The organism is Nodosilinea sp. AN01ver1, from assembly GCF_050565655.1.
Classification (GTDB): Bacteria; Cyanobacteriota; Cyanobacteriia; order Phormidesmidales; family Phormidesmidaceae; genus Nodosilinea.
Genome location: NZ_JBNXVS010000018.1, coordinates 82,622 through 105,530, shown reverse-complemented (window position 1 = coordinate 105,530; position 22,909 = coordinate 82,622). Strand labels below are relative to the sequence as shown.

The 22,909-nt window shown below is 57.1% G+C and carries 23 protein-coding genes, 1 tRNA gene and 1 pseudogene; 13 read left to right on the top strand and 12 right to left on the bottom strand.

All coding sequences use genetic code 11. From position 1 onward, the window contains the following. Positions 1 to 118 precede the first annotated feature (118 nt). From ACQ4N7_RS15450 to ACQ4N7_RS15430, 5 genes and pseudogenes are all read left to right on the top strand, one after another. Positions 119 to 1,186, top strand: a pseudogene (locus tag ACQ4N7_RS15450) (ISL3 family transposase); the annotation flags it as partial. 36 nt (positions 1,187 to 1,222) lie between these two features. Beyond that, positions 1,223 to 1,678, top strand: coding sequence for a hypothetical protein (locus ACQ4N7_RS15445; RefSeq protein WP_430712397.1), 456 nt, complete (start codon positions 1,223 to 1,225; stop codon positions 1,676 to 1,678). A 183-nt stretch (positions 1,679 to 1,861) separates the two neighbouring features. Then, the gene (locus tag ACQ4N7_RS15440; RefSeq protein WP_430712396.1) at positions 1,862 to 2,734 is read left to right on the top strand and encodes an ATP-binding protein; all 873 of its coding nucleotides are present in this window, start codon (positions 1,862 to 1,864) and stop codon (positions 2,732 to 2,734) included. A 45-nt stretch (positions 2,735 to 2,779) separates the two neighbouring features. Then, positions 2,780 to 3,127: an STAS-like domain-containing protein gene (locus tag ACQ4N7_RS15435; protein ID WP_430712395.1), complete on the top strand. Its 348-nt coding sequence runs from the start codon at positions 2,780 to 2,782 to the stop codon at positions 3,125 to 3,127. Positions 3,128 to 3,137: 10 nt separating this feature from the next. After that, positions 3,138 to 3,770, top strand: coding sequence for a type II toxin-antitoxin system VapC family toxin (locus ACQ4N7_RS15430; RefSeq protein ID WP_430712394.1), 633 nt, complete (start codon positions 3,138 to 3,140; stop codon positions 3,768 to 3,770). A gap of 802 nt (positions 3,771 to 4,572) precedes the next feature. Here ACQ4N7_RS15430 and ACQ4N7_RS15425 read toward each other — a convergent pair. From ACQ4N7_RS15425 to ACQ4N7_RS15400, 6 genes are all read right to left on the bottom strand, one after another. Then, the gene (locus tag ACQ4N7_RS15425) at positions 4,573 to 5,700 is read right to left on the bottom strand and encodes a peptidoglycan DD-metalloendopeptidase family protein (RefSeq protein WP_430712393.1); all 1,128 of its coding nucleotides are present in this window, start codon (positions 5,698 to 5,700) and stop codon (positions 4,573 to 4,575) included. After that, complete coding sequence (locus ACQ4N7_RS15420) at positions 5,684 to 6,106, bottom strand: hypothetical protein (RefSeq protein WP_430712392.1); 423 nt, start codon at positions 6,104 to 6,106, stop codon at positions 5,684 to 5,686. The genes ACQ4N7_RS15425 and ACQ4N7_RS15420 overlap by 17 nt, the downstream gene beginning before the upstream one ends. A 2-nt stretch (positions 6,107 to 6,108) precedes the next feature. Beyond that, positions 6,109 to 6,657 (bottom strand): hypothetical protein, encoded by a 549-nt coding sequence (locus tag ACQ4N7_RS15415; RefSeq protein ID WP_430712391.1) that lies wholly within the window; start codon positions 6,655 to 6,657, stop codon positions 6,109 to 6,111. Beyond that, positions 6,657 to 7,925 carry a hypothetical protein gene (locus ACQ4N7_RS15410; RefSeq protein WP_430712390.1) on the bottom strand — a complete coding sequence of 423 codons (1,269 nt, stop codon included), beginning with the start codon at positions 7,923 to 7,925 and terminating at the stop codon, positions 6,657 to 6,659. The genes ACQ4N7_RS15415 and ACQ4N7_RS15410 overlap by 1 nt, the downstream gene beginning before the upstream one ends. Next, positions 7,909 to 8,571, bottom strand: a complete 663-nt coding sequence (locus ACQ4N7_RS15405; protein ID WP_430712389.1) for a hypothetical protein — start codon at positions 8,569 to 8,571, stop codon at positions 7,909 to 7,911. The genes ACQ4N7_RS15410 and ACQ4N7_RS15405 overlap by 17 nt, the downstream gene beginning before the upstream one ends. Positions 8,572 to 8,634: 63 nt before the next feature. After that, positions 8,635 to 9,153: a hypothetical protein gene (locus tag ACQ4N7_RS15400; RefSeq protein WP_430712388.1), complete on the bottom strand. Its 519-nt coding sequence runs from the start codon at positions 9,151 to 9,153 to the stop codon at positions 8,635 to 8,637. 200 nt (positions 9,154 to 9,353) lie between these two features. On the opposite strand from ACQ4N7_RS15400, the gene ACQ4N7_RS15395 reads away from it, so the two are divergent. From ACQ4N7_RS15395 to ACQ4N7_RS15370, 6 genes are all read left to right on the top strand, one after another. Then, positions 9,354 to 9,575: a ribbon-helix-helix domain-containing protein gene (locus ACQ4N7_RS15395; protein ID WP_430712387.1), complete on the top strand. Its 222-nt coding sequence runs from the start codon at positions 9,354 to 9,356 to the stop codon at positions 9,573 to 9,575. Positions 9,576 to 9,777: 202 nt separating this feature from the next. Further along, complete coding sequence (locus tag ACQ4N7_RS15390; protein ID WP_430712386.1) at positions 9,778 to 10,212, top strand: hypothetical protein; 435 nt, start codon at positions 9,778 to 9,780, stop codon at positions 10,210 to 10,212. Positions 10,213 to 10,698: 486 nt separating this feature from the next. Continuing rightward, positions 10,699 to 10,875, top strand: a complete 177-nt coding sequence (locus ACQ4N7_RS15385) for a hypothetical protein (protein WP_430712385.1) — start codon at positions 10,699 to 10,701, stop codon at positions 10,873 to 10,875. Positions 10,876 to 11,287: 412 nt separating this feature from the next. Then, positions 11,288 to 13,822, top strand: coding sequence for a DNA primase family protein (locus ACQ4N7_RS15380; RefSeq protein ID WP_430712384.1), 2,535 nt, complete (start codon positions 11,288 to 11,290; stop codon positions 13,820 to 13,822). Next, on the top strand, positions 13,823 to 14,185 hold the full coding sequence (locus ACQ4N7_RS15375) for a hypothetical protein (RefSeq protein ID WP_430712383.1): 363 nt from the start codon (positions 13,823 to 13,825) through the stop codon (positions 14,183 to 14,185). Further along, positions 14,175 to 14,444 carry a hypothetical protein gene (locus ACQ4N7_RS15370; RefSeq protein ID WP_169613356.1) on the top strand — a complete coding sequence of 90 codons (270 nt, stop codon included), beginning with the start codon at positions 14,175 to 14,177 and terminating at the stop codon, positions 14,442 to 14,444. Before ACQ4N7_RS15375 ends, ACQ4N7_RS15370 begins: the two co-directional genes overlap by 11 nt. 168 nt (positions 14,445 to 14,612) lie before the next feature. Here the strand turns inward: ACQ4N7_RS15370 and ACQ4N7_RS15365 are convergent, their stop codons facing one another. The 6 genes from ACQ4N7_RS15365 to ACQ4N7_RS15340 form a co-directional block, all read right to left on the bottom strand. Then, a complete protein-coding gene (locus ACQ4N7_RS15365; RefSeq protein ID WP_430712382.1) occupies positions 14,613 to 15,707 on the bottom strand; it encodes a tyrosine-type recombinase/integrase in 1,095 nt (364 codons plus the stop codon). 142 nt (positions 15,708 to 15,849) lie between these two features. Beyond that, positions 15,850 to 15,923, bottom strand: a tRNA-Val gene (locus tag ACQ4N7_RS15360). Between the two features lie 56 nt (positions 15,924 to 15,979). Then, positions 15,980 to 17,206 carry a SpoIID/LytB domain-containing protein gene (locus tag ACQ4N7_RS15355; RefSeq protein WP_430712381.1) on the bottom strand — a complete coding sequence of 409 codons (1,227 nt, stop codon included), beginning with the start codon at positions 17,204 to 17,206 and terminating at the stop codon, positions 15,980 to 15,982. 172 nt (positions 17,207 to 17,378) lie between these two features. Further along, positions 17,379 to 18,737: a hormogonium tapered terminus morphoprotein TftA gene (gene tftA, locus ACQ4N7_RS15350; protein WP_430712380.1), complete on the bottom strand. Its 1,359-nt coding sequence runs from the start codon at positions 18,735 to 18,737 to the stop codon at positions 17,379 to 17,381. A gap of 142 nt (positions 18,738 to 18,879) precedes the next feature. After that, on the bottom strand, positions 18,880 to 19,380 hold the full coding sequence (locus ACQ4N7_RS15345) for an N-acetyltransferase family protein (protein ID WP_430712379.1): 501 nt from the start codon (positions 19,378 to 19,380) through the stop codon (positions 18,880 to 18,882). A 53-nt stretch (positions 19,381 to 19,433) separates the two neighbouring features. After that, complete coding sequence (locus tag ACQ4N7_RS15340; RefSeq protein WP_430712378.1) at positions 19,434 to 20,678, bottom strand: hypothetical protein; 1,245 nt, start codon at positions 20,676 to 20,678, stop codon at positions 19,434 to 19,436. A gap of 181 nt (positions 20,679 to 20,859) precedes the next feature. Here ACQ4N7_RS15340 and rmuC point away from each other — a divergent pair, with 181 nt between their 5' ends. Both rmuC and ACQ4N7_RS15330 read left to right on the top strand, forming a co-directional pair. Then, positions 20,860 to 22,386, top strand: coding sequence for a DNA recombination protein RmuC (gene rmuC / locus ACQ4N7_RS15335; protein WP_430712377.1), 1,527 nt, complete (start codon positions 20,860 to 20,862; stop codon positions 22,384 to 22,386). 25 nt (positions 22,387 to 22,411) lie between these two features. Beyond that, positions 22,412 to 22,540 carry a hypothetical protein gene (locus ACQ4N7_RS15330; protein WP_430712376.1) on the top strand — a complete coding sequence of 43 codons (129 nt, stop codon included), beginning with the start codon at positions 22,412 to 22,414 and terminating at the stop codon, positions 22,538 to 22,540. The last annotated feature ends 369 nt before the right edge of the window (positions 22,541 to 22,909 follow it).

Genomic DNA, 22,909 nt, shown 5'->3' with positions numbered 1-22,909 from the left:
TATTCTCACGATCTATTCACAGACTGCATAATGAATCTGACCTGCCCAGCTATGCTGTTTTTCCCTCGCCAATCGAGGGGGTGCCGAAGTTGATGCAACTAGGTGCCGAAGTTATGCAAATACGCACAAAGAGCATCCTGGCGTCGAAATTTTATCTCGGGACCGTTCCAAGACCTACAAACGGGGGATGAGCCAAGGTGCACCGGAGGCGATTCAAGTAGCGGACCGCTTTCATCTGTTGCACAATCTCGAAGAGACGTTGGAAACAGCGTTTAAGGGACACCACTCCGTCCTTCAACAGGTTGAAAAAGACCAGCGTCAGGCGGATGGTCTCGAGGTTCCGCATCCCTCAGACCTACCTGAGGATCCACAGTCTCCAAAAGCGCTCAACCGGTCTCATCGTTTGGAGACGTATGAGCAAACCCATGCCTTACGGCAGCAAGGATACGCCATTAAAGACATCGCCCACCATCTCGGTATTGGCAAACGAACGGTCTACAAGTATTTAGCCGCTTCCATCTTTCCTGAGCGACAACCCACTATCCGTAAACAGGGCAGTGGGTTGGAGGCCTATAAACCCTATATCAAGGATCAATGGAACCGGGGACAGCACCAGACCAAAGCCCTCTTTCACCAGATCCAACAGCAAGGCTATCAGGGAAGTTACTCGACCCTAGCTCGCTACACCCATCAAATGCGTCAATTACCAGCTGTGGGCCAACCTAGCCCAGACTCTCTCAACAATTTACCGGGACGGGGGCCAGCCCCTCCCCTTTCAACCTCTCCTCAAAAGCCCTTGAGTGCTCGTCGAGCGGCATGGCTGATCTTACAGCGAACAGAAACCCGGACGACTGAAGACGATAACTTATTAGAGCAACTCGCTCAACAGCCTGAGATATCGGAGGCGATCTCACTTGCCCAAGGCTTTATTGATCTCGTTCGACAGCGGCTTCCCAGTCAGCTGGATGATTGGCTACATGCGGCTAAAACCAGCTCAATCAAGGCGTTTCAAAGCTTCGCCAAAGGGCTGGAGGAGGATTATGACGCCGTAAAAGCTGGAATGGCATTAGAGGTTAGCAATGGACCGGTAGAGGGGCAGAATAATCGGCTCAAAATGCTGAAACGGCAGATGTTTGGGCGAGCCAACTTGGAGTTGCTGGAAAAACGTTTCATTTTGGCTAGCTAAGCCGCAGTCATGAGGCAGCCTTCGAATGACCGATTTTTGAGCATCACCAAAAGTGGCCAAGAGCCCGAAGTTCGTGCGATTTTGCAGCCCGATCAGGATGACGCAAGCTATCAAGAAATTAAGCAGAGAATTGCGGCGGCAGGGAAAAGACGCCAACTGTTGACCTACTCTCAGCTTGTCCAAGGCATTGAATTTCAAATTCCCTCTATCAACAATGGCCAGCCATTTAGGCTCAATGTTGGAGGTTGGACAGGGCTGGATCGCCACATTATCGGCCAGTTTCTTGGGAAGCTCTCCTGCGAGAGCTATGAAGAGCATGGCTTTATGGCAAATGCCCTGGTGGTAGATGCTATTGAGAGCCGCCCAAGTAAAAACTTTTTCGGATGGATGGAGTACGTAGAGGCCATTCCAGATAAAAGCGAGACCGAGATACTCCGGTTCTGGGCTGACCAGGTCCAAAAAGCTCACAGGTGGTATAGAAAACACGGCTGACACCCGACTGCTCACCGCCTGCGCAGCAAGGGCTGACCTGCGATCGGGCTGGCTCGTAGAATCTTATACAGTTCTTTTGTATTACGGAGGTGTCTAAGCTATATTTAGTAGCTAATGTCATTTTTATGACATTGCAAACGCTACCGGCAGGGTCTCTCCTCACACTCTGTCTCGGAGGTAATCATGCTTGCCACTGGCACCCCTATGAAGCTGCACCTAAAAGTCCCTACCCTGAACGACAGCCCCAAGGACTTTGAGCAGATGTTTGAGCTTTGGCGGGTGGTGCAGCATTGCGAGTCACCAGTAGTCATCTTTGATTTTTCAGACTGCTGTTTCCTCCGACAAAATGCCGTTGCTTTCCTGGGCGGCCTCGCCCGCCTTATCGAAGCTAGAGATGGGTTTCCCCATTTCGCTTGGCAAACCATGCAAGACGACATCCGCATGAATCTCAGCCAGAACGGCTTCACCACAGCATTCTCCCAAGCCACTGGCGGGTGGCAAGGCAATTCAATCCCTTACCGCGAGGATGCCGAGCATGACATCATCGGTATCGCCAGTTTTCTAGATGAGCACTGGCTGGGGCGAGACTGGGTCAGCGTTGACAGCAGTTTGAAGGATGAAATTGTCAGCACCATGGCAGAGCTGTATGACAATGCCTTCACCCACGGCCTGTCCTCGATTGGAGTCTTCACCTGCGGGCAGCGGTTTCCCGCTCTCAATGCGCTAAAACTAACTATCATCGACTTTGGTGTGGGTATACCCGCTAACGTGCGTTGCTATCTCGATCAGCCCTGCCTTCCTGCGCAATCGACCATGGAATGGGCATTTACAGCTGGAAACACAACACGCGGAGAAGAATGCCCAGCCGGAATTGGGCTGGATACACTGAAAGCCTTCGTTAAGGAAAAGCAAGGTAAGATCGAGATATACAGCCATGATGGCTATGCCATCATTGACCGCAATCAGGAGCGGTATGCCACCATTGGTACCTTTTTTGAGGGAACCTTGATTAATATCACTGTAAAGTGCGACCCAGTTTCGTACACTTGTCTCTGAAATCGCGTATCTTGGTTAATACAAAGGTTCTATAGGTCTAGAGCCATGAAACTGCTTATCCATAACATGACGGGCGACAACGCCATGACTCGCGAGGCTGGTGAAGCCCTTTACAATAAGATTTACCCGCTTTTACTGGAAGAGCAGCCGGTAGAGCTAGATTTTGCTGGCGTTCGTCGGTACCTTACTGTCTTCTTCAACTTTGCGATCGCCCAACTCTATCGCGACATCGATGCCGACAAGCTGAACCAGCTACTCACCATCTCAGGATTGAACCCCGTCGGTGATAAGGTGCTGGCTAGGGTTCTAGACAACGCTAAGCGCTACTACACTGACGAACAATACAGAGATAGGGTCGACACCGCTATTCTTGAGCAGGCCGCTAATCTATAGGTTGCGAGCGGTGAGTCGACGGAGCTTTACGATCCAAGCTGAAATTATTGATATCAGGCAAGATGTCCCTACTGCTGAGGACATCTTTTTTGTGGACACCAATGTCTGGTACTGGCTCACCTATCCAAAGGCTGACTTGCCGAGCCTCTCAAGCCGTAGTCGCCCGCGTGAATACCAAATTCAGACCTACCCTACTTATCTGGAGTCCACTCAACAAGCCAGCGCAGCCCTATACTGTTCGGGGCTGACCCTGAGTGAACTAGCCCACCGCATCGAAACCATAGAGTGCGAAATCATTCATGGGCAAGGCTTTCCTCTGAAACGCTTTAGGCAGGAGTACCCCGCCGAGCGTAGGGGAGTATTTGAAGAGATAGAAGCGTCATGGGCACAGATCACCAGCTTTGCTGAAGTGCTGCCTCTTGCTATAGATGCCAACACTACAGAGGCTGCCTTGGCTCGCCTATCGGGCGAGCTCATCGACGGCTATGACCTCTTCATCCTGGAAACCATGAAAGCCCACGGAGTAACCCAGGTCATTACGGATGATGGGGATTACTCTACCGTTTCTGGCATTCGGGTCTTTACTGCCAACCGCAACATCATCGAGTCCGCTCGCATGCAAGGCAAGTTAAGAAACAGATAATCAAGAACAGCACCCAATCACTCCATAGCTTGACTCAGAAAGGCTCTGGATAGTTTGGGATACTCTTTTGCTCTCGGTACCCAATGCTACGCCCCCTATCGGGGGCTTCGCGGAAAGGCCACACAGTACGCCAAGATCTTGGCAAAATTTTGAAAACCCTTGCTGAGTAAGCGATTGAGGGCTGTGGGTTGATTTTGGTTAATATGGCCACCTGTGGTAGCCAATGAGGCCCTCGTCTCAAGCAATTTGCCGAGGCCTTCTCGGGACAAGATTGACTTTATTCAAGTGCAATGAAGCGCTAAACCCTTTAGCTATAAAGGTTTTCAGGGTTTCGGCGATGATTCGTAAACGACCAAACATGACCTGCAACGCCCGAAAGCCTTGATATAGAGTCATTCTGGCATTCCCCTACCCCAAGGCTGGGCGTGGTGTGTGAAACGCGAAGCCACGAAACGGAGTGAAGTGGCGTGGCCCCCAGGGCAGCTCCCCCTGCTGCTCGAAGGAAGACACCGATGGAGGGGCCGGATAGCGCAAGTCGTGATCAAGTCGTTGTTAAGTCGTGAATGAGCCCACCATCCTCAGCAGTCCCTCCTGTCAGGCTCTTTAGAGTCGTGATCAAGTCGTGAATAAACGTGACCTAATGATCCGAAACCATCAAAACAGTGATGGTTTTTATCGAAATTCAAAGGAAGTCGTTATCAAGTCGTGAATGAGTCGTGAATAAAAACGACTTAATGGAGAGTTCTCAGATCCCAGGCCCAGGGTAGCAGCGTCAGTAATGACGGTGCGATCATCGCCGAGGCTACTTTTCTAGGTTCTCCTGCCGGAGCCGGTGAAATTTCTCCGCTGCGCTGTCGGCATAGCTCTTAATCGACTCATAGCCCGCCTGGGGGCGCGTATCGTGAGCCAGCTCAGGGTTGCCCGAGTACCACTCCGCTGCCACCCGCTTCACCGCCGTGTTCATATCGTGGCCCGCCTGAATCTGACGCTGTAGAGCACTCTCCAGCTTGACCCCCACGATCTGCTGCTGAATCTCAGGGTTCTGCAAAAATTCCTGGGGCGACACATCGCGGCCCAGCACATCGTAATCCCAGCCACAGTTGCTCTTAGGTTTGCCGTCCCAGGAACAGTTGAGATTTTGTGGCATCACCTGCCCTAGGCCTAATGCCCCCGTGTCATGGTTGACGGCAGTGTGGTCACCGCCCGATTCTTTCGCAACAATCGCCTGGTAGAGCGCAATCGTATCCCCTAGTCGCTCATTGGGCTTGCGGCCATGGAGTGCCCAGACCAAATAGCCCTTCTGCGGAACCTGGGCCACCCCCCCTTGTATCTGCTCCCAGTGCAGGTGAGCGCCCGTGCTGCCGCCCGTGTTGCCGGTCTTCGCCACTACCGCCCCGGCCCGATGCTCACCCCCCTTGCAATGAGACAGGTGAGCCGCCCTAAACGTGATCTCAGGGAACGCCGAACTGGTTATATCCGCCACCGTGCCATAGCCCTTGGGATCACTCCAACAGCGCACCGACACCCGATCGCCTGCGTAGCCGATCGCATGAACCTGCACCCCCTCCGGCGTCGGCAGGTCAATACCCGAGTGCATCCGCATCTCCTGGTGGATGGGGTGCATCCGCAAGCCAAAGCCCGAGTTGACGGTGTAGCCCGCAATCACATCGCCCTTGCTGATGGGGGCTTTGAAGTCATCGTCGTAGAACCCAGCCACCGCCTCCGCCACGGCGCTGACCTTTCTAAACCGTGCCCCCCAGGTTTCATTGGTTTCCTGATCGACCATCACCCAGGCTGAGGTAGCGATCGCCCCCACGCAGCCCAGCTTGAGCACCAACTCGCCCGCCTGCATCGCCGTGCCAATCACATAGCGCCAGGTCGGCGGCAATTCCGACCAGTGGGGCTTGATGTCCTTAACGGTTGAGTTCACTGTGGGTCACCTCCCCCTCCGACACCGTCACATCGAGGGCCAAGCCGTTGTCCAAAGCCCAGCGATAGACCCCGTTACCCAAAGCACAAGCAGGCTGACCCAACCACTCCAAAGCGATCGCCTCCGATTCCCCCACCAGCGCCTTGCGCAGCTCCGCCTTGGTGGCATCGAGGGCAACGGGGTCAGGAGCCACCGCTACGCAGGTTTGCAGACGGGCATCCTCGCCAGACAGACGATGCACCAGCTGCCACGCCGCAGGCTGGTGGGTGTTGACCCACGACCTCACCCCATAAACCGGGTTGTAGAACTGCCCCCGGCCCGGTTGCTTCAGGTCTAAAAACGCGGCCCCGACGAACAACGCCGCCAGGGCCAGCAGGTACCGAGTTCTGATTCGCCAGAACAGCATCGCTACTCCCCGACCTTCACAGCGCGAGTGTAGGGACGGGTTTCAATCGGCTGTCCCACCCGCTCTTCCCCGGTCAAGACCTTGTGAGCGCTGCCCGCAATGCTCTGCGTCGGCACCACCAACATGGCTCCGAAGTTGGTTCCCGCCACCACCGGATTCCAGATATCGCCCCCGGCCTTGACCGCCGAACCCTGGAGGACATTCAGCCCCGCTGAGAGCACGAATAGCCCGCCCCACACTGAAATGAAAGCCCCACCCATCGTCTGTAACGGGTGGTTGCGCAAGCAGCTGAGGCCGCTGCGGATCACCGGGAAAATGCTCCAGGGGTCGGTGGCAGGAGTGATGACAAAGATCGGCTTGCGCTTGCCGCTGGTGGCATCAAACCAGCCGCCATCCTGCACATTCGAGCGCATGGCATTGCGCGGCGCGAGCTGGACACCGCTGCCCCGCCCTGGCGAGCTGAGCTGAGGCGTGATGTCGATGATTTGCCCGTCGATGATCTCAGGGCCATTGTTGCTGTTAGCGAGTTGATTGTTCTTGGAGCTAGCCATTAGGAATTTTCCTCAATGATGGATTTGATGCGGTCGAAGAGATCAGAGCCCTCCTGGTACTTCTTGCCCGTGCAACCCAACACCTCTTTGATGACTTGGGAGCGAGGCATCCCCTGGGCCAAAGCGTTGGTTACCGCGATGATTAGGGGCAGATCCGGGGCTAAAGTGGGGTCTGGAAACTTTGAAACTTTCGTTTCACCCAGAGGTGAAAGCCTTACCCCGTCTTCGTTTCCGTTCGTTGCACCTGCCGTTGCAGGGGCGTAACTCGGTTTCGGCACTTCATAGACCACCATTGGCAGCCATTCTTTGACTTCCGAGTGGTAAAAAACCGCCTGCTTGGGTGAGAACGATCGCTCAAAAATCACCTCATCCTCAATCGGCGGAATGCTGGTGTCAGACTTGCGCAGGCTCTCCAGATGGCTCTGGCTGCTGGGGGTCTGAATGGTCAGCAAATCAAACGTCGCCCGCATCCCACCGCTGACCCCGATATCGCCCACCAGCGACGACTGAGTAATGGCCCACAGCGCCCGGTCGTCTGTCTCCCCCGAGGACAGCTCCATCGTGAGCTGTGACTTGAGGAACCCGTCGTACCAAGCCTTGAAGGCCGTCTTCATCATCGCCAGCTCGTCGATGATCAGCACCTTGGGGCGCTGGGGCAGCTGCCGCCAGGCAAAGATGAATTTCTGCATCTGCTCGCAGATGTCGTCGATATCCTCCTTGGACTCCAACGAGTCAGCCATGAACCCAAGCACGTTGTCGGCCTGCTTCCAATAGCCATGCTCCTTGGGGTGATACTTGGGCTGAATCACCCACACCACCGCGCCCTGTTTCACCTGGGCCTGACGATAGGCGTGGGCCACGGTCAGCCCCTTGCCGACCCGAGGGTTAGCCGAAATCAAGGTAGGCCGCATACGAGCGGCGAGAATAGCGGCAGGGTTGCCCACCCGGAATGACTCGGTCGCCCCGGCAAAAGGCACCTGCCCGTTCCAGCTCTGCGGCTCCGGTTGAATTGGGGGGCCTACGATCGCTACCTTAGGCTGCTCTCCCCCCAACGCCCAGGCCACCCCACAGCCCACGGACACCAACCCAAACGCAATCGCCGCAGGCAGATAGGGATAGGTTTTCTCGTAGCGAATCTGAGCCCCATTGGCGAAGGCCTCTAGGTCTGCGGGGGTGAGGTTGCTGGCGGGCCGTTGCAGGCCACAGAACAGCCCCAGGGCAGCGGCCCCAATGGAGCCATAGAGCAGATGATTAGTCTCTAACTTCATGGGCCTGCACCTCTTCAGACAAAGAGTGTTGGCGGTCGTGGTACTGCACCAGATTCTCGATCGCTACCACCGCCAAGTTGGTCGGCGGGTCTTGGGGCAGCGCCGCCATTGAACGGGCCACCTCCACGGCCTCGACGCGAAAGAGTGCCGCCTGGGCCTGTCGCCAATCGCGATCGCCCTTGGCCGTATCTAACATCACCTGGGCATCGCGCTGGTAGCGGTTGAGGGGGCAGATAATCTGCTGCTGGTAACACGGGTCAGTGGGCTTTAGAACGTCCTGTTCTGCCTGCTGGCGGTAGCGGTAGGCCTCATTGTTGAGCACCGACCGACCGACATCGGCCAACACCAAACGGCTGTCTTCGTAGTTGCCCGAGAGTCGGTCTTGAGCCGCCGCCAGCACGTTCTCGTAGTTAGGGGCGGGCAGTTCGCTCTGATAGGTGCCCTCGTCGCCCGTTCGGCCTGACTGAGCAAAGGCAAAGGCAATGCCAGAGAGGGCCGCTACTGCGATGCCACCGGCAGCCCAGTAACGGCGGTTTTGCCACCAGGGAACAGGGGCCAGGTAGATGTTTTGGATGGGCGATGCACCGCCAACGACCTCGCGACGGTATTCGAGGGGGACGGCAGGGGGAGTGAATTTAGCTTCCATAGCGTTATGACCAGAGTTACGGCGTTAACAGGATGAAAACGACGGTTAACAGGGCTAAACCCCCTAACCAGCAGCAGCGGTATCGGGCGTATCTGCAACGACGCCCAACTCCTTTCCCACGGTTTGTTGCAGTTGCGCGTGGGTGGCCAGGGCAGAGTTCATCTCGGTAACGGCCATTTCGTGGCCCAGCTGGCGACCCGACTCAGCCGCCATCCCCAGCAGGGCGTTCCTGAAGCTGGCCTGATTGCCCTTAAACACGCCCAGAGCCTGGGTGAGCTGCTGCTGTTGTAGATGGCGACTGAGCTCGCTGTTGACGCCCCGAGTTGCTAGCGGTGGGGGCGTGTAAACCGATAAGCCATTGCCCAACACCTCGACATGCTGCGCGGGCGGAGCGGGCAGTTCTGCCGAGATAAACAGCACAGCGGCGATTTTGTCTTGCTCGGTGGGGCTGAGCAGGGTGGGTAATCCCTTACCCTGAGGCGTGCCTGAGATACCCAGGGCAGTCATCTTGCGGCCTATTTCGGTGTGGGACACCCCACAGACCTCGGCTAACTTGCGAATCGATAGTGGTTGACGTTCCACGTCGTTACACCTCTTGTTACAGCTTGAAACTTCGGTAAATCAATGCTTTAGGCAGTTCACTGGAACTGATTCGTTCCAGTTCGTTCCACTCAGCTGTTACAGTATTAGCATATCAGTTACTAATATGCTATCAATATGCTAGCTTCTAGATCAGTTAGTTACTGAGTCGTAACGACCAGTAGTATTGAGAGGTGCCTTCAATGATTGATTCTGTGAGCAAGCGATACTTCATCACCCTGCCTGACGGCATCGCCAAGGCTTTAGAGGAGTGGGCAGCCCGCGAAGATAACAAGCCCACAACTCTGGCAGCCTACTTGGTAGAGCAAGCTGTTCGGCAGGCTATCGATGAAGGGAAAACGCCTCCTCCCTGGGAAATCAGCAATTTCGACCAATCTCAGGCGGGTAAGGGAGGTGATGCATGACAACTGGTAACGATCGCAGCACGACCAGCCACTTTGCCATCAATGAGGATTGTTGTCGCAAGATGGCAGCTAAGTATGGCTGGACACTGCTGGAGGCACGGCGACGAATCGCGGCTCGTGACCCGCTGGTGGTGGAGTGTATCTTTAAGGGTGATGCCCAATTCCCGAAGAGCCCGATGGACTTCTCAGGAGGTAGTGACCAATGAGCCGCCTAATTATTTTCAAAGCTGAAGATTCTAGTGCTCCGGGTTGGGAAGCTCGTACCCTACAACCCAGCGGTTCACTCACCGACTTTTTAGGCCAGCACTTCGACTACTCCAACGGGCCTGTCCCAGAAGTGGGTTGTCGTCTGCCCGAGTTTAAGCACGACGACGCGGCGGCCACCTTTGACCACCGTGGCGGGGTGACCCATCAACGGCTCTCGCCCTGGCGTGTAAGCCGAGTTGATGAGTATGTAGGCAACACCGGCCAAGAAGCGATGGATGACGTGGTCATCGCCTACTGTGCCTATGCTCCCCTGCCAGAGGATCAAAACCCCTGGGTAGAAACAGCTCCGGCTATTGTCTCTCCCGATTCTTTTGGGGGTGATATGGCGGCCTATGAGGCGTGGAAGTCTCGCCAGGTTGTGACGGTTTAACCTGCTACTGGCCATTACTCTTCATCTATGAGTGTGCTGATCGCCTAACACGGTACTGGTTCAAGCAGCCGATACTCACAGGCTGAGTTCTGTCGCACCTTATGTCATAGGCGTGTGATGTTCAACTATAGGGTTTAAACTCCTCAGACCTGACTATCCCAACTTTTTGGAGTCGATCGGAATAAGCTATTTCTTGCAGTCAACAAGTTGATTTTTGTCGAGATACTTTACAGGAAGCCAAGTATTTTTTGGTTATAAGTTACTTATTTTTTTTCATCATATTCATGATTTGATGATGTTTTTACAGCGAAGACAGGCTCTTAGAAGGCTTGTGCGCAAAGGCTTTTGAGAATCTCGTTGGGTCTCTTTGGGCATGGTTGGACATTTTTGGGCATAGTTTTTGAAATTAGAAATTTAGGCTCTATAAGGTTAGTTCAATCCTTAGTTCAATGTGTATGATGTCTTACATCGCTTGGTGGAAAGCAAATGCAAACTCTCTCTAATGTCGTCAACTTGCGTTTGAGCAACAGCGAACTTGCCGCCCTAGATCGGGTGGTGCCCAATTATGGCGATCGCTCTAAAACAGTACGAGCAGCTTTGAAGCTGCTGTTAGCCCAGCAGCCCTCCGCAGGGCTAGATGTTCAGGTAAGCAAGGAAGGGTAGCGATGGGGCAAGCATCTCGCCCTTTAGCAAAGAGATGAGGTCTATAACCAGAAGTGCCCAGCGCCGGGAAGCATTGGAAGCGCTCCTTCCCCAAAGAGAAAACCCGACTCACGTCCAGCGCCGGGAAGCAATGGGAACGTGAATCGGGTCTCCTCCAAGGGGTTCGCCCTAAACTAGAGGTATTCCCCATGAGTCCAAAATATTACCGGCAGGGGGCTGGTAATGGCAATTCTGGAGGTCTCAAGCCAACCAGAATTCTTACGCCAAGTTTAGCACCGCTTAGAGAGACTGTAACTCTATCGGGAGTAGAAAAATGGATCCAAGATAGCCGCCAATTACCTCTACTCCCTTCTTTTCAAAAAAGCCTAGGCAATAGGTGTTACAAAGCTCACCCCCTCCGTGAGGTGCAGCTATGCTGAATATTCTCCACCAACAGCATTTTGTGGACGATGGCTGGACACCAGCAGAAATTGACCAGGCTGTTAAAGACTACGGTGTGCGATCGGTTTCCCAGCGCGAGGCGATCGCCCTGTTGGGCTACTCCAATAATGTCACCAGCGGTATTTGGTTCCCCTTTGGCAACGGCTTTGGGCAACTGCGGTTAGACAGCCCTGGCCTCGGGATGCCCAAATATCTTAGTCCCCGCAAGGGCATAGCCAAGCCATTTATTTGGCTTCCAAAGGGCTGTAAGCTATCAGACTTAGCCGCCGTTACCGAAGGGTGGAAGGATGCTTTCCTGGCTACCATTCGAGGCGGTAAGCCAGTAGGAGCGATCGCAGGCGTTACCCACGTTCCCAGCATCCTCCCCCAAGGGGTGGGGCTCACCCTGGTGTTCGACTCTGACGGTTTGCGCAATGCCAACGTGGCTCAAGCACTCATTAAAGGTGGCCTGCACCTCAAAGGCAAGATTGCGCTCATCCCAGAAGATGCGGGCGATAAAGCTGGGTTTACTGAGTTCTTTAGCTCAGGCTACGACCAAGGCGGATTTAACAACCTGCTAGCTAATGCTCAGGCTCCACGACAGTTCTTGCTCGATTGGCTCGATTACCTCAGCCGAGCACCGCTGCCAAAGCACTGCGAAACCCTGACCCAGCTCTACAAAAAGCTATGGCGGCTCACCTGGCATCTAGACCGCAACTGCCCCGAGCTGAGAAGTCGGGTAGAAGCGTTTTGCCTGGCCCACTCGAAAGAGAACGACGCCAAACTCAAAAAACCTGATATTCAATTCCTTCGAAGGCTGGCCCTCCAGCCCTTTCGAGACGCGGAAAGACAACAGTGGCTCGCAGCCCGCAAAGCTGAGGCAAGAGACGCCCTAACCGGTTCATGGCCAGTCACCAATTGCTTTGATGAGGCTTTAACCTTTGGCCGCAAAGGAATTTCCTTGCCCCCAGCGGGCAAACTAGCCGCTCTGATGGAGTCTCACTGGGGCGACCAACTCAAGTATCGGCTGGATTTTTCCAGCTTCTATACCTACAAGCAAGGGCGGTGGGAGCGGGTCAGCGATCGCGAAGTTAAGGAGCTAGTACAGCGAGAGCTGGATGCTGCTGGTGCAGCCGGTGAATATGGCCAGGCTGCGGTAGACAGCACCGTCAACCTCTTCAGTCAGCGGGTATCGGTGCGCTCATGGCCAGCGTCCTACGGCCTAATTCCCTTCCAAAATGGCGTTTTGCGCATTGCCGACAATACCCTGCTAGACCACAGCCCTGCCTACGGCTTCACCTGGCAATTGCCCTACGACTACGTTCCTGACGCAATCTGCGATCCGGTGCTCGACTGGCTCAAAGCCACCTGTAACGGGGATGAGCTGGTGGTGCAGTTGCTCAGGGCTTGTATCAAGGCGATGGTGTTGGGCCGAACGGATTTTCAGCGCTACCTGGAGTTGATCGGCCCTGGGGGAACGGGCAAAGGCACTCTAATTCGCCTGATCCAGGCGCTGCTGGGGCGTTCCAACACCGTCAGCACCTCCCTATCGCGTATCGCCAGCAGCCGATTTGAAACAGCTCGGTTTATGGGCAAACGGTTGATTTTCATCCCCGATGCCGACTACAACCCTACCGCCGTCGATGTGCTCAAGCAGATGACCGGCGAAGACTACATCCCCTGGGAGCGGAAGGGTGAAAATGCCGACTACACCGACGGCTTTACCCTCGAAGGCTGGGTAATGGTGGCCACCAACAAGGAGACCATCGCCAGCGATCGCACCAATGCTCTGTTTAGGCGACGGATCCCTGTTTACTTTACGCAGGTGGTGCCCGAGGATGAGCGGCGCTCACTGCTCGACTTTACCCCCGATGGCGGCCTGCGAGGGGAGCTGGCCCCATTTCTACCGGGGGTATTCAACTGGGTAATGGCCATGCCCGACGAGCTGATGGAGGCCTACATCAAAAATCCGCAGGCCAAGGTTGAGGCCATGGCCCAGTTTCAGGCCGATAGCCTGCTCAATACCGACAGCCTGGCCCAGTGGGTGAACGAATGGATTGTCTACGAGCCAGGTGCCTGGACTAAGACAGGGGACAAAAACAACTCTTCCCGTATCTGCCTCTACCCCAACTACATCAAATACTGCGACGCCGTTGGGGTGAAACCCATCAGCATGCAGAATTTCTCCATAGCTCTGGAGAACCTGCTCCAGAAAACCCTCGGGCTAGATGTGAAACGAAAACGGGCAGACTCACGCTCTGGGAGTGGCCTCACCAACATCCGCTTGGTTCAAACAACCCTTGTCCAGCCTGACCCCGACGACTTAACCGCATCGCCCACTGAGGTCATCGACGAACCCATTCCCTGCACTGTCGAGACTGCGCTGAAGGGTAGGTCAGGTACGGTTACCGCTACGGATATTGGCAGTAATCAGCCACCGCCGCCACCGCCGCCACCGATCCTGTACCCCGCACCTGCGGCACTCAAAACGTTGACTGCTAATGCCGACACGCTGGAGGCCTGGTAGATGGGTACCGAAACGCTTCCCCAAACCGGCGACTACGTCTGCATCGACACTGAGTTCGGCCCTAAGGTGCGGGTTGTAGAACGCCGGGTGAAGCATCCCCAGACGGGCGATCGCTGTCTGCTCTGTGCAGGGGTGCTATACCCACTCACGCAATGTCGCCTCCTGGGCTGGGTACCCACCGGAGGCCAGACAGTAATTCTCAACATGCCCTGGCATACAGCCCATCGGCAACAGGGCACCATCACCCGGATCTACAGCCTTGAAGGCATGCCCCTAGCCGATGTCATCGTGCCAAGGATGCAGCGGTGCATCGATGCCCAACTCACCTGGCTCATACCTGTGGAGGCTGACCATGCAAATTAGCCTGCTCACCACCGATGAAGCCTGTGAGCTGTTGCGCTGTAAGCCAGACTCCCTTAAGACGCTGCGCGATAGCTGGATCCACGGCGTTCACTACGTTAAACGCGGGCGAGGCCCCACAGCACCCGTGCTCTACATCAGGGAGATGATCCTTGACTGGCTGGTGAACCAAGAGGCCCCCGAGACCCACCAGGCTGCGATCGAGAACTTCAGGCGCAGTCTTCCCAGTGGCCAAAAACGGCCCCTTAGCCGTAAGCGATGATCACCACCGAGGCCTCGTAGCCTCTTTTTTGCCCCTGTGTAGGGTTTGGGGTGGCCCTATGTAGGGGTTGCGTAGGCCTAGATAAATCTGGAAACCCTTGCAGTGCATGAATTGTGTAGGGCGTGTAGGGGGTTTACCCACACTGCCCAGCACTGAGAAAAAAGAAAATCAAAACAGCTCCGGCGTGGTGGGGTGAGTTTTGATCAGACCGGCGTAGTTTTCGTACAGCGTTTTCAGGTTGTGGCCAGTGATGGCGGCCACCTCAACGGGGCTCATCCCTGCTTCAAGGGCATGACTGATAAAGGTGTGGCGGGTATTGTAAGGAATTCGGTAAGTCACCGCCTGGGCCTCCAGCACCTTTCTCCATGCCCGCTTGCTGAAGTTGCCCTCGGTCATTGGTCCACCCTCTGGACCAGGGAACACCAGCGCGTCTGGGTCAACGTCGGCGGGCATGCGCGATCGCAACAACTTAGACAGAGAGGCCGATAGTTTGACCTCTCTAGCCTTGCCCGTTTTGGTGTCCTTAAACTGGCCGTGGGTATGGGTTTCTCCGAACCACACCACGGTGCAATTCTCATTTAGGTGTCGCCACCGTAGACCGTTGGCTTCACCTGTGCGGCATCCGGTCGACAACTTGAAGCGCACATAGTCGGTGTAGTGGCAGTAGTAATGATTCTCTGCAAAGCCCTTGAGAATGCCCTGCACTTCATCCTTAGTAAAAGCCTTACGCTTTTGCTGGGGCGGATTTCTGAGTCGCATATCTGCCCAGGGGTTATCTGTTAGCAGCCCCTTCTCAATACCCCAGAGCCATGCTGAATCCAAAAGATCCAGGCGCTCTTTAGCTGTTCTGGGTGCCAAGTTCTCCATGAGGTAGGCAATAAATTCTGGGGCATCATCTTCGTCAACAGCGCGATCGCCAAAATACTCTTTTAACCAGTTCACCAGGCCCCAGTACTTTTCAAGGGTACGAGTTTGTACCTGCTTAACCTTCCACTCGCTATACCGCTTGAAGAGGTCAACCGCCCCGATCGCCTGGAGCTGTTGGCTGCGATCGCCCTTGTACTTTGACAACGTTGGGTCGTAGTTACCAGAAACGATGTCCAGGTGGATCTGATTAGCTCGCTGCTGCGCTACCGCCAGATTCACCGGGTCATGGCGTAGGCCCAGGCTCATCGTCTTGCGCTGCCCCTGGTGCCGCCATCTCAGGCGAATCCAGCCGTCTATGTTCTCAATTGAAACTTCACCTTTGGGAGTTCTAGCCATTTTGGGTACCCATTCTGTACCCATTGAAGCGCTAAAACCCTGATTGTTCCGTTTAAATCCGTAAAGCGCATACCCACGCTTGGGTGCGATCACACCCATACAGCAATCGCTAAACGCCTTGAAACCTAGGCTTTTCAGGGAATGGACGTAACTGGACTCGAACCAGTGACCCCCACGATGTCAACGTGGTGCTCTAACCAACTGAGCTATACGTCCTTGCAGACATAGAAATTAGCACATTGGGCTGCGCGATCGCAACCCACAACTTTTTGCTATTGTCCCGGGGCTGGCCGCAGCGCCTCGGGCGAGGGCAGCAGCGGCACATTCTGTTTTTGCAAATTGGCGACCCGCACGTTAGAGAGCGCTGTGCCCTGGTAGTAGTAGGCCAAAATTTGCTGGTAGTTGTAGCCTCGGGTCGCGAGCCCGCGCGCGCCCCACTGGCTCATGCCCAGGCCGTGGCCGTAGCCGCGCCCTTCTACCCGCAGGGTGTCGCCCGCCAGGGTCAGCGAACACAGCGTGCTGCGCAGGCCCAGCGCCTGGCGTAGCTCGGTGCCGGTGAGAGTGCGGGTGCCCTGGCTGCCCTGCAGCCGAATCGACATAATGCGGCCGCGCGGGGTAGCCCGCTCGGTGGCGATCGACTGTAGGCGACCAATGCCCGAAATCCGCTGCTGGATCTGCTGGGTCGAAAAGGTTTCAGACCAGTGAAATACAGGGGCATCCTGGTCGTAGTCGGCCACAGCGCGCAGGTAGGGGGTGGCCCGCTGCCAAATATCTTCAGAATTTTCGGTATAGCCGCCTGAGGACGAGTGGAACACCGCCTCAATGACGCGGCCCTGGTAGGTGAGCACCTGGCCCTGGGTGGCGTTGACGGCGGCCTGTACGGATGGGGTTTCGGAGGCTAGCCCCTGGTACACCTGGCTGGCGGTGGTGCTGGCGACATCAAAGAGGTCGCCCTGGGTGCGATCGCGCCGATACAGCGCGTAGGAGCGGGCCGCTACCGCCTGGGCTTTGAGGGCCTCCTGGGGCCAGTTGGCGGGCATTTCGCTGCCCACCACGCCGTAGAGGTAGGCTTCGATATCGACCCAGTTGACCGCCGTCACTTTGCCATCCACGGGTACTACCAGCACCTTGCCTCGGTACCACTTGTCGTTAATAAAAACGTAGCCGCCGCCAGTCGGCTCTACCCAAAAGGCCTGCCCTTGCCAGTCGGCCAGTTTCAGTCCGCCCCCTGAGGGGGTGATAGTGATCGCTTGTCCCTGGGGAATTTGGCCCACCCCCTGGCCCGCGCCGTTCTTGATCACCGCTGGGGTCGAGCTGCCGACGACAGCCTGGCTGAGGCGATCGCCTACCGCCACCCGCATTTCGACCGCCAGGGCCGGCAGCGCTAGTAGCCACCACACTACTGACAGGCTCAGTCCGTGCTTGAGCCCAGACTTGAGAAACCCAAAGGCGCGGCTGAATAGCAGCCCAAAGACAAGCGATTGGCGAAGTAGAGTCATCGGTGGATGAATAACTTAGGTGAGCGAGCGGGCATCGGACGGCGCTTTTTACGGTATCACCGATGGCCATACCCGGAACAATAGGATCCGATACCCACCTATGACTGCGCCGCTGCCCCCAGGTTGCCGCCCCAGGGCCAGCTCTTAAAGTGGCCCTATACCAACCAACACCCTAGACCGGCGCAATTGAGTCGTAGAGCCGCCGCAGAAAAGCCATTATTTTGGCTCCATACTCGGGGTCAGCGCTCCAGCGACCGCTGAGCTGGCTCACCAGCGGCGCAATGCCCCGCACCACAAACTGAAAGCGCGGATCCACCTGGCGCTGCACCAGCGGGTCGAGGCTGGCATAGGCCTTGAGGTGCTGAATTTGCGCCCGCACCCCAATTCGCGCACTGGGGAACGAAGCCCCCTCCAGCCCGCCCGTGGGCGACCCAATGCCGCCAAAGTTATTTTGGGCCGGGTTGAGGCTGCCGCCAAAGTTGAGCGAGTTGGTTTCGACCAGCATTTGGCAAAAGGCTACGTCGTGGTTGACGCCCTCGATCGCGGCCTCTTCGCGGTAGATCTTGGGCAGGTCGCTGTAGGTATTGGCGGCGGCGGGGTTAATGCTTTGCAAAAACAGCTTCAGCTGGGTTTCGGTGGTGCTGCCAACGCCCATAATGCGATCGATCGCGCCGGGGCAAAACTGAAAACCTGTGCGCGATCGCAGCCGCAGCGTTCGTGTAGCCGCATCCCACCCCACCGACACGTTGTAGTTTTGCAGGTCTACCGCCTTGATATAGACCACATTGGCGTAGCGAATGCGGGTGATGTTGGGGGAAGTCGTCGCGTCTATGCCCAGCAGATCGGCAATATCGATAGGTACGTAGGCATTGTTGTTGACGATGATGCCGGTCTCTGGATAGACGCCGCCGTTGAGGTTGATTCTAAACTCGGGCAGGTTCCCCCCCGGCGTAGTCGGCAGGTCGCTACCCACCGCCCGACTCCAGGAAGCCAACCCGTCGGCAATGCCCAGGGCCACATCGCGCCGCTGCCGCTGAATAATCGCCAAATCTTGCGGGTTACTCAGGTAGCCCACCTCCATCAGCAGCGAGGGGCAGCCCAGGTTGCGACAGAAGGGCAGCGCTCCCGTGGGCGACTCGGTGTCGGGCTTAACCCCCCGGCTGGGCAGCGTCGGCACTCGCCGAATTAGGGCCAGCAGCAGCAGCTCAGCGTGGGTGCGGCGCACCTCGTTTTTGGCAATATAAAATACCGCCGCCCCCCGCACCGCCGGGTCGCTAAACGCCCCGGCATGAATTTCTAAAGCCACATCCTCCGGGCGGCAGCGAGCGTTGATCCAGGCCAGGGTTTGGGCGGCGCTGAGGTCGTCGGGCACGGACAGCACGGCAAAACTGCGCGACCTCAGCTCGGCCACCACCAGGTCACGAATTTGAATCATCTCCGCCGCTTCAGTAGTGCCGGGCAGCACAGCACCGGGGTCTACCACCCCATTTTCTAAGCCCCCATGCCCCGCCGAGATGAAAATCTGTGCCATATTGAACCGAATTCTTAGACGCTCTGGCCAGAATCATACCTGCGAACTGGGGATGTGGGGGATGTGGGGTGGGAGTGCAAAGTTCAAAATGCAACGTGCAAAATTGAGAATTCAAAATTTTGCACGTTGCATTTATCCATCCCTACATCTCCCCAAACGCCGCCAGCGCTGCCCCCGTCACCCGGCAGGTCTGCCATTCGGGTTTAATTTCAGCGCCCATGCTCTGGTAGAACGCGATCGCGGGGGCATTCCAGTCGAGCACGCTCCACTCTAGGCGGCCACAGCCGCGCGCTAGGGCCAGGTTGCCGAGGTAGATCAGCAGGGCTTTGCCAATGCCCTGACCCCGGTATTCGGGCTGCACAAACAGATCTTCTAAATAAATGCCCGGCTTCATTAAAAAGGTGGAAAAGTTGTGGAAGAACAGGGCCATACCCACCGGCTGGTCATCGACCCAGGCCAGTAGGGCTTCGGCGTAAGGGCGATCGCCAAACAGGGCCAGCTCCAAATCTTCGGGGCGGCCAGTAACCTCGTGGGCCAGCTTTTCGTAGTCGGCCAAAGCCTTGATCAGCGCCACCAGGGCGGGGATATCGGCGGGGGTGGCGAGGCGAATGTCAGCAACAGAGCGGGGGGGAAAGGAGGTCATATTCACTAGATTTAGGTACGGCGACCAGCGCTGCCGGGGCCGAAGGGAGGGTGCTACAGGCCGATATCGAGACCTACCCACAGCCCATTTTGAGACTGGGTGAGGCCAAAACGGTCGCTGCCCTGGCCCTGGCTATAGCGCAGCTCAGTAAAACGGTAGGCCAGCTGTAGCGCCAGGTTAGAGTTGAAGCTGTAGCGGGTGCCCAGCAAAATATTCCAGCTGAGGTTTTCGTCGGCCCCGAGGCCAAAGCCGCCCACGTCACCCCTCAGCCCCACGGCCCAGCGCTCCGACAATTCCAGACTGGCCTGGGCACCAATAATCGGCTGCACCAGGGTAGCCGAGCGACTCAGCGATCGCCCCCCCAGGGGCAACCCCGCCACGGCAATGTTGCCAAAGTCGATCGAGCCGCTGAGAAAGATTACCCGCAGCCCCGCCAGGGGATCGACCAGCAGGCGGGGATAGGTGGCGCTGTTGGTCAGGCGCTGATCGACCACCCGGTAGAAGCCGCCCAGGTCGAGGGTGGTCGCGCGGCTGGTGGCGGTGGCGGTGACGCTGGCCGGAGTGCCGGGGGGAATGGGCACGGGAGACACCAGACTCAGCGGGTCGGTGACCACCTGGGGCAGCGGAAAGTTGGTCAGGCTGCGGCCCTCGCGGGCGTAGACGTAGGAGAGATCGGTAAAGAACCCGTACTGGGGGTTGCGGGCTTCAAAGCGCAGCGCCCCAGCCAACACGCGATCGAGGTTAAAAATATCCCCCAGCCCGGCAGAGACCGATTGCTCGACCCCAGACACATTCGCCGTGGCCCGCACGCTCAGCGGTACAAACAGGTAGGGCTGGATCACATACTCCCAGTCGTCACCCTCGGGGGCAGGGCGCACCTGGGCCAGGGGAGCCGCCTCAGCGGCGGTGGGGTGGAGCGGCGCGCTAACTGTTGCAGAGACTAAAGGCATCAGCCCGGCGGCAGACGGTGCAGCCGACGAGTCTGAGCCTGGGGAATCTGCGCCGGGCACCTCGGCAGATTCCAGGGCCAGGGCGGCGGGGGAAAAGGTGAGGGTATCTAGACTGACTGCTGCACCGGGGCTGGCGTCAGCACCCAGGGTGGCCACAAAGGCGGCGGATAGATCGACTGGGGGCAACTCTGGGCCAGGCAGAGCATTGGCAGGTGGCTCGGAAAAGGTCGCCTCGGCAGCGGTCAAAACAGGTAGTGGGGCGGCCTGGGCCGATGTGCTAGCCAGCACCAGCGGCAGTAGGCTGCCGCCACAGCATAAGGCTCGGAACAAAACCCAGTATTGTGCCATTTTCTAACCCTTAGATACGTGTTTTTGGCTTGAAAACGACCCGACCATACTCACAATACCCTCCGCTTTTCTGCTAAGAGAGGAAGGAAACCTTAATTTATGGGCTGGGCAGGCACCATGGACACCTGTCTAACAGGGCCAAAATCCAGTAGTATCTTTGCACCTGTATTGGGAGCTGGCGATGGCGGTTGGGCTGAGCATTGGGTTGGGGATTGTGCTGGGGGCGGGCATCGCCGTCCTGCTGTTGGCCAGCCGTCTGCAAACGGTGCGGGAGCGCACCAGGGCCGAGATGGCGGGCGATCGCGCCAGTCTGATCGAGCGCCTGCGCCATCAAGATCAGCAAATCGAGGAGCTGCGGGCCAGCCAGCGCGACATGCAGGGCCAGCTCGACTACAGCCGTCACGAGCTGCGCGACGAGGCCAGCCGCCGCGCCACCGCCGAGGCCCAGCTGGGGCGACTGGGGGAGATGGAGACCCTGCTGGGCGATCGCGCCGCCTACCTGGCCCAGGTACAGCAAGAAAATTCCCTCTTGCGGGCTAAGTTGGCCGAGCTGCAAACCCAGCTCACCCACGCCCACAGCACCACCCAGGAAAAAGTCGCCCTGCTCGACCAGGCTCAACAGCGGCTGGCCCACACTTTCCAGGCCCTCTCGGCGGATGCGCTGCAGCGCAATAACCAGTCGTTTCTGGAGCTGGCCCAGGCCACCCTGTCGAGCTTTCAGACCCAGGCGGAGGGCAGCCTCAATCTGCGCCAGCAGGCGATCGATTCCCTTGTGGGGCCGCTGCGGGATTCCTTGGAAAAGGTGGATAGCAAGCTGCAGGCGCTGGAGCGCGATCGCGTCTCGGCCTACGCCAGCCTGAGCGAGCAGGTCAAATCGCTGGCGATCAGCCAAAACCAGCTCCAGGGCGAAACCGCCAACCTGGTCAAGGCGCTGCGGGCTCCCCAGGTGCGGGGCCGCTGGGGCGAAATGCAGCTGCGCCGCGTGGTCGAAATGGCGGGCATGATCGAGTACTGCGACTTCGTGGAGCAGCCCACGGTGGAGGCCGAGGGCGGGCGACTGCGCCCCGACATGCTGATCAAGCTGCCCAACGGGCGGCAGATTATTGTTGACTCCAAAGCGCCGTTGCAGGGGTATCTGGAGTCGCTGGAAGCCTCCGATGAGGCCACTCGCCGCGATCGCCTCGTCGCCCACGCTCGCCAGGTGCGCACCCACCTGACCCAGCTCGGAGCCAAGGCCTACTGGGACCAGTTCGACGACTCGCCGGAGTTTGCGGTGCTGTTTTTGCCGGGTGAGACTTTCTTTAGCGCGGCGCTGGAGCACGACCCCCAGCTGATCGAGTACGGCGTCAGCCAGAGCGTGATTTTGGCTACGCCGACCACGCTGATTGCGCTGCTGAAGGCGATCGCCTACGGCTGGCGGCACGAAAAAATGGCCGAAAATGCCCAGATGGTCAGCGCCCTGGGCCGCGAACTGTACGATCGCATGGCGGTGCTCACCAGCCATATGGTGAAGCTGCGGCGCGGGCTCGATGCCTCGGTAAAAGCCTTTAACCAGACGGCGGGCTGCCTGGAAAGCCGGGTGCTGGTGACGACGCGCAAGTTTAAGGAGCTGGGGGCCGCCAGTGGGGAGCCAATTGAAACGCTGGAGGGGTGCGATCGCATTCCCCGCCGCCTCACTGGCGAACCCGCTGATACCGAAGACGCCTGACGTTTCAGACGTTGTAGGATGGGCAGTGCCCACCATTCCCCAGGTGTATCAGTGGCTGTGGTGCGTCATCGCTCTGCCCAACGCACCACAGCCACACCCGGCGGTGCGTTGGGCCAACGCCACGACACACCCTACCCTCACCGTTGACACCTAAAAATAGACTGGTCTCACGTTTAGCGAAACCAGCCTACAAAGAGTTTCAAGTTTATGGGCATTTGGGTAGTGCGCCCCAACGGCTTATCCTCCGACATTGTCCAAAACTTCAAGCCATTCGCACGTGGTAAAAGAAGGTGTCTTTAAAGGTGTTCTACTTCACCATTAAAACCGTTTTGATACCCCTACCCCCTTAGAAAGGGGGACAATGCCCATTCAAAGTCCCCTTCTTTAAAGGGGGATTTAGTAGGGTGGGCAATGCCCATCATTCCCATTAGCAAACAACCGGAACCCTAAGCCTATCTCTCCTAGCCCTTGTCATAACCCAACTCTTATCGCGTCTACACCCATTGCGGTGCTTTTTCGCTCA

Bases quoted from the DNA above. Each gene is read 5' to 3' on its own strand.
- ACQ4N7_RS15440 (WP_430712396.1), top strand. From the start codon at position 1,862: ATGCTTGCCACTGGCACCCCTATGAAGCTGCACCTAAAAGTCCCTACC.
- ACQ4N7_RS15435 (WP_430712395.1), top strand. From the start codon at position 2,780: ATGAAACTGCTTATCCATAACATGACGGGCGACAACGCCATGACTCGC.
- ACQ4N7_RS15420 (WP_430712392.1), bottom strand. From the start codon at position 6,106: ATGCTGTTCTGGCGAATCAGAACTCGGTACCTGCTGGCCCTGGCGGCG.
- ACQ4N7_RS15415 (WP_430712391.1), bottom strand. From the start codon at position 6,657: ATGGCTAGCTCCAAGAACAATCAACTCGCTAACAGCAACAATGGCCCT.
- ACQ4N7_RS15410 (WP_430712390.1), bottom strand. From the start codon at position 7,925: ATGAAGTTAGAGACTAATCATCTGCTCTATGGCTCCATTGGGGCCGCT.
- ACQ4N7_RS15405 (WP_430712389.1), bottom strand. From the start codon at position 8,571: ATGGAAGCTAAATTCACTCCCCCTGCCGTCCCCCTCGAATACCGTCGC.
- ACQ4N7_RS15395 (WP_430712387.1), top strand. From the start codon at position 9,354: ATGATTGATTCTGTGAGCAAGCGATACTTCATCACCCTGCCTGACGGC.
- ACQ4N7_RS15390 (WP_430712386.1), top strand. From the start codon at position 9,778: ATGAGCCGCCTAATTATTTTCAAAGCTGAAGATTCTAGTGCTCCGGGT.
- ACQ4N7_RS15385 (WP_430712385.1), top strand. From the start codon at position 10,699: ATGCAAACTCTCTCTAATGTCGTCAACTTGCGTTTGAGCAACAGCGAA.
- ACQ4N7_RS15380 (WP_430712384.1), top strand. From the start codon at position 11,288: ATGCTGAATATTCTCCACCAACAGCATTTTGTGGACGATGGCTGGACA.
- ACQ4N7_RS15375 (WP_430712383.1), top strand. From the start codon at position 13,823: ATGGGTACCGAAACGCTTCCCCAAACCGGCGACTACGTCTGCATCGAC.
- ACQ4N7_RS15370 (WP_169613356.1), top strand. From the start codon at position 14,175: ATGCAAATTAGCCTGCTCACCACCGATGAAGCCTGTGAGCTGTTGCGC.
- ACQ4N7_RS15365 (WP_430712382.1), bottom strand. From the start codon at position 15,707: ATGGCTAGAACTCCCAAAGGTGAAGTTTCAATTGAGAACATAGACGGC.
- ACQ4N7_RS15355 (WP_430712381.1), bottom strand. From the start codon at position 17,206: ATGACTCTACTTCGCCAATCGCTTGTCTTTGGGCTGCTATTCAGCCGC.
- tftA (WP_430712380.1), bottom strand. From the start codon at position 18,737: ATGGCACAGATTTTCATCTCGGCGGGGCATGGGGGCTTAGAAAATGGG.
- ACQ4N7_RS15345 (WP_430712379.1), bottom strand. From the start codon at position 19,380: ATGACCTCCTTTCCCCCCCGCTCTGTTGCTGACATTCGCCTCGCCACC.
- ACQ4N7_RS15340 (WP_430712378.1), bottom strand. From the start codon at position 20,678: ATGGCACAATACTGGGTTTTGTTCCGAGCCTTATGCTGTGGCGGCAGC.
- rmuC (WP_430712377.1), top strand. From the start codon at position 20,860: ATGGCGGTTGGGCTGAGCATTGGGTTGGGGATTGTGCTGGGGGCGGGC.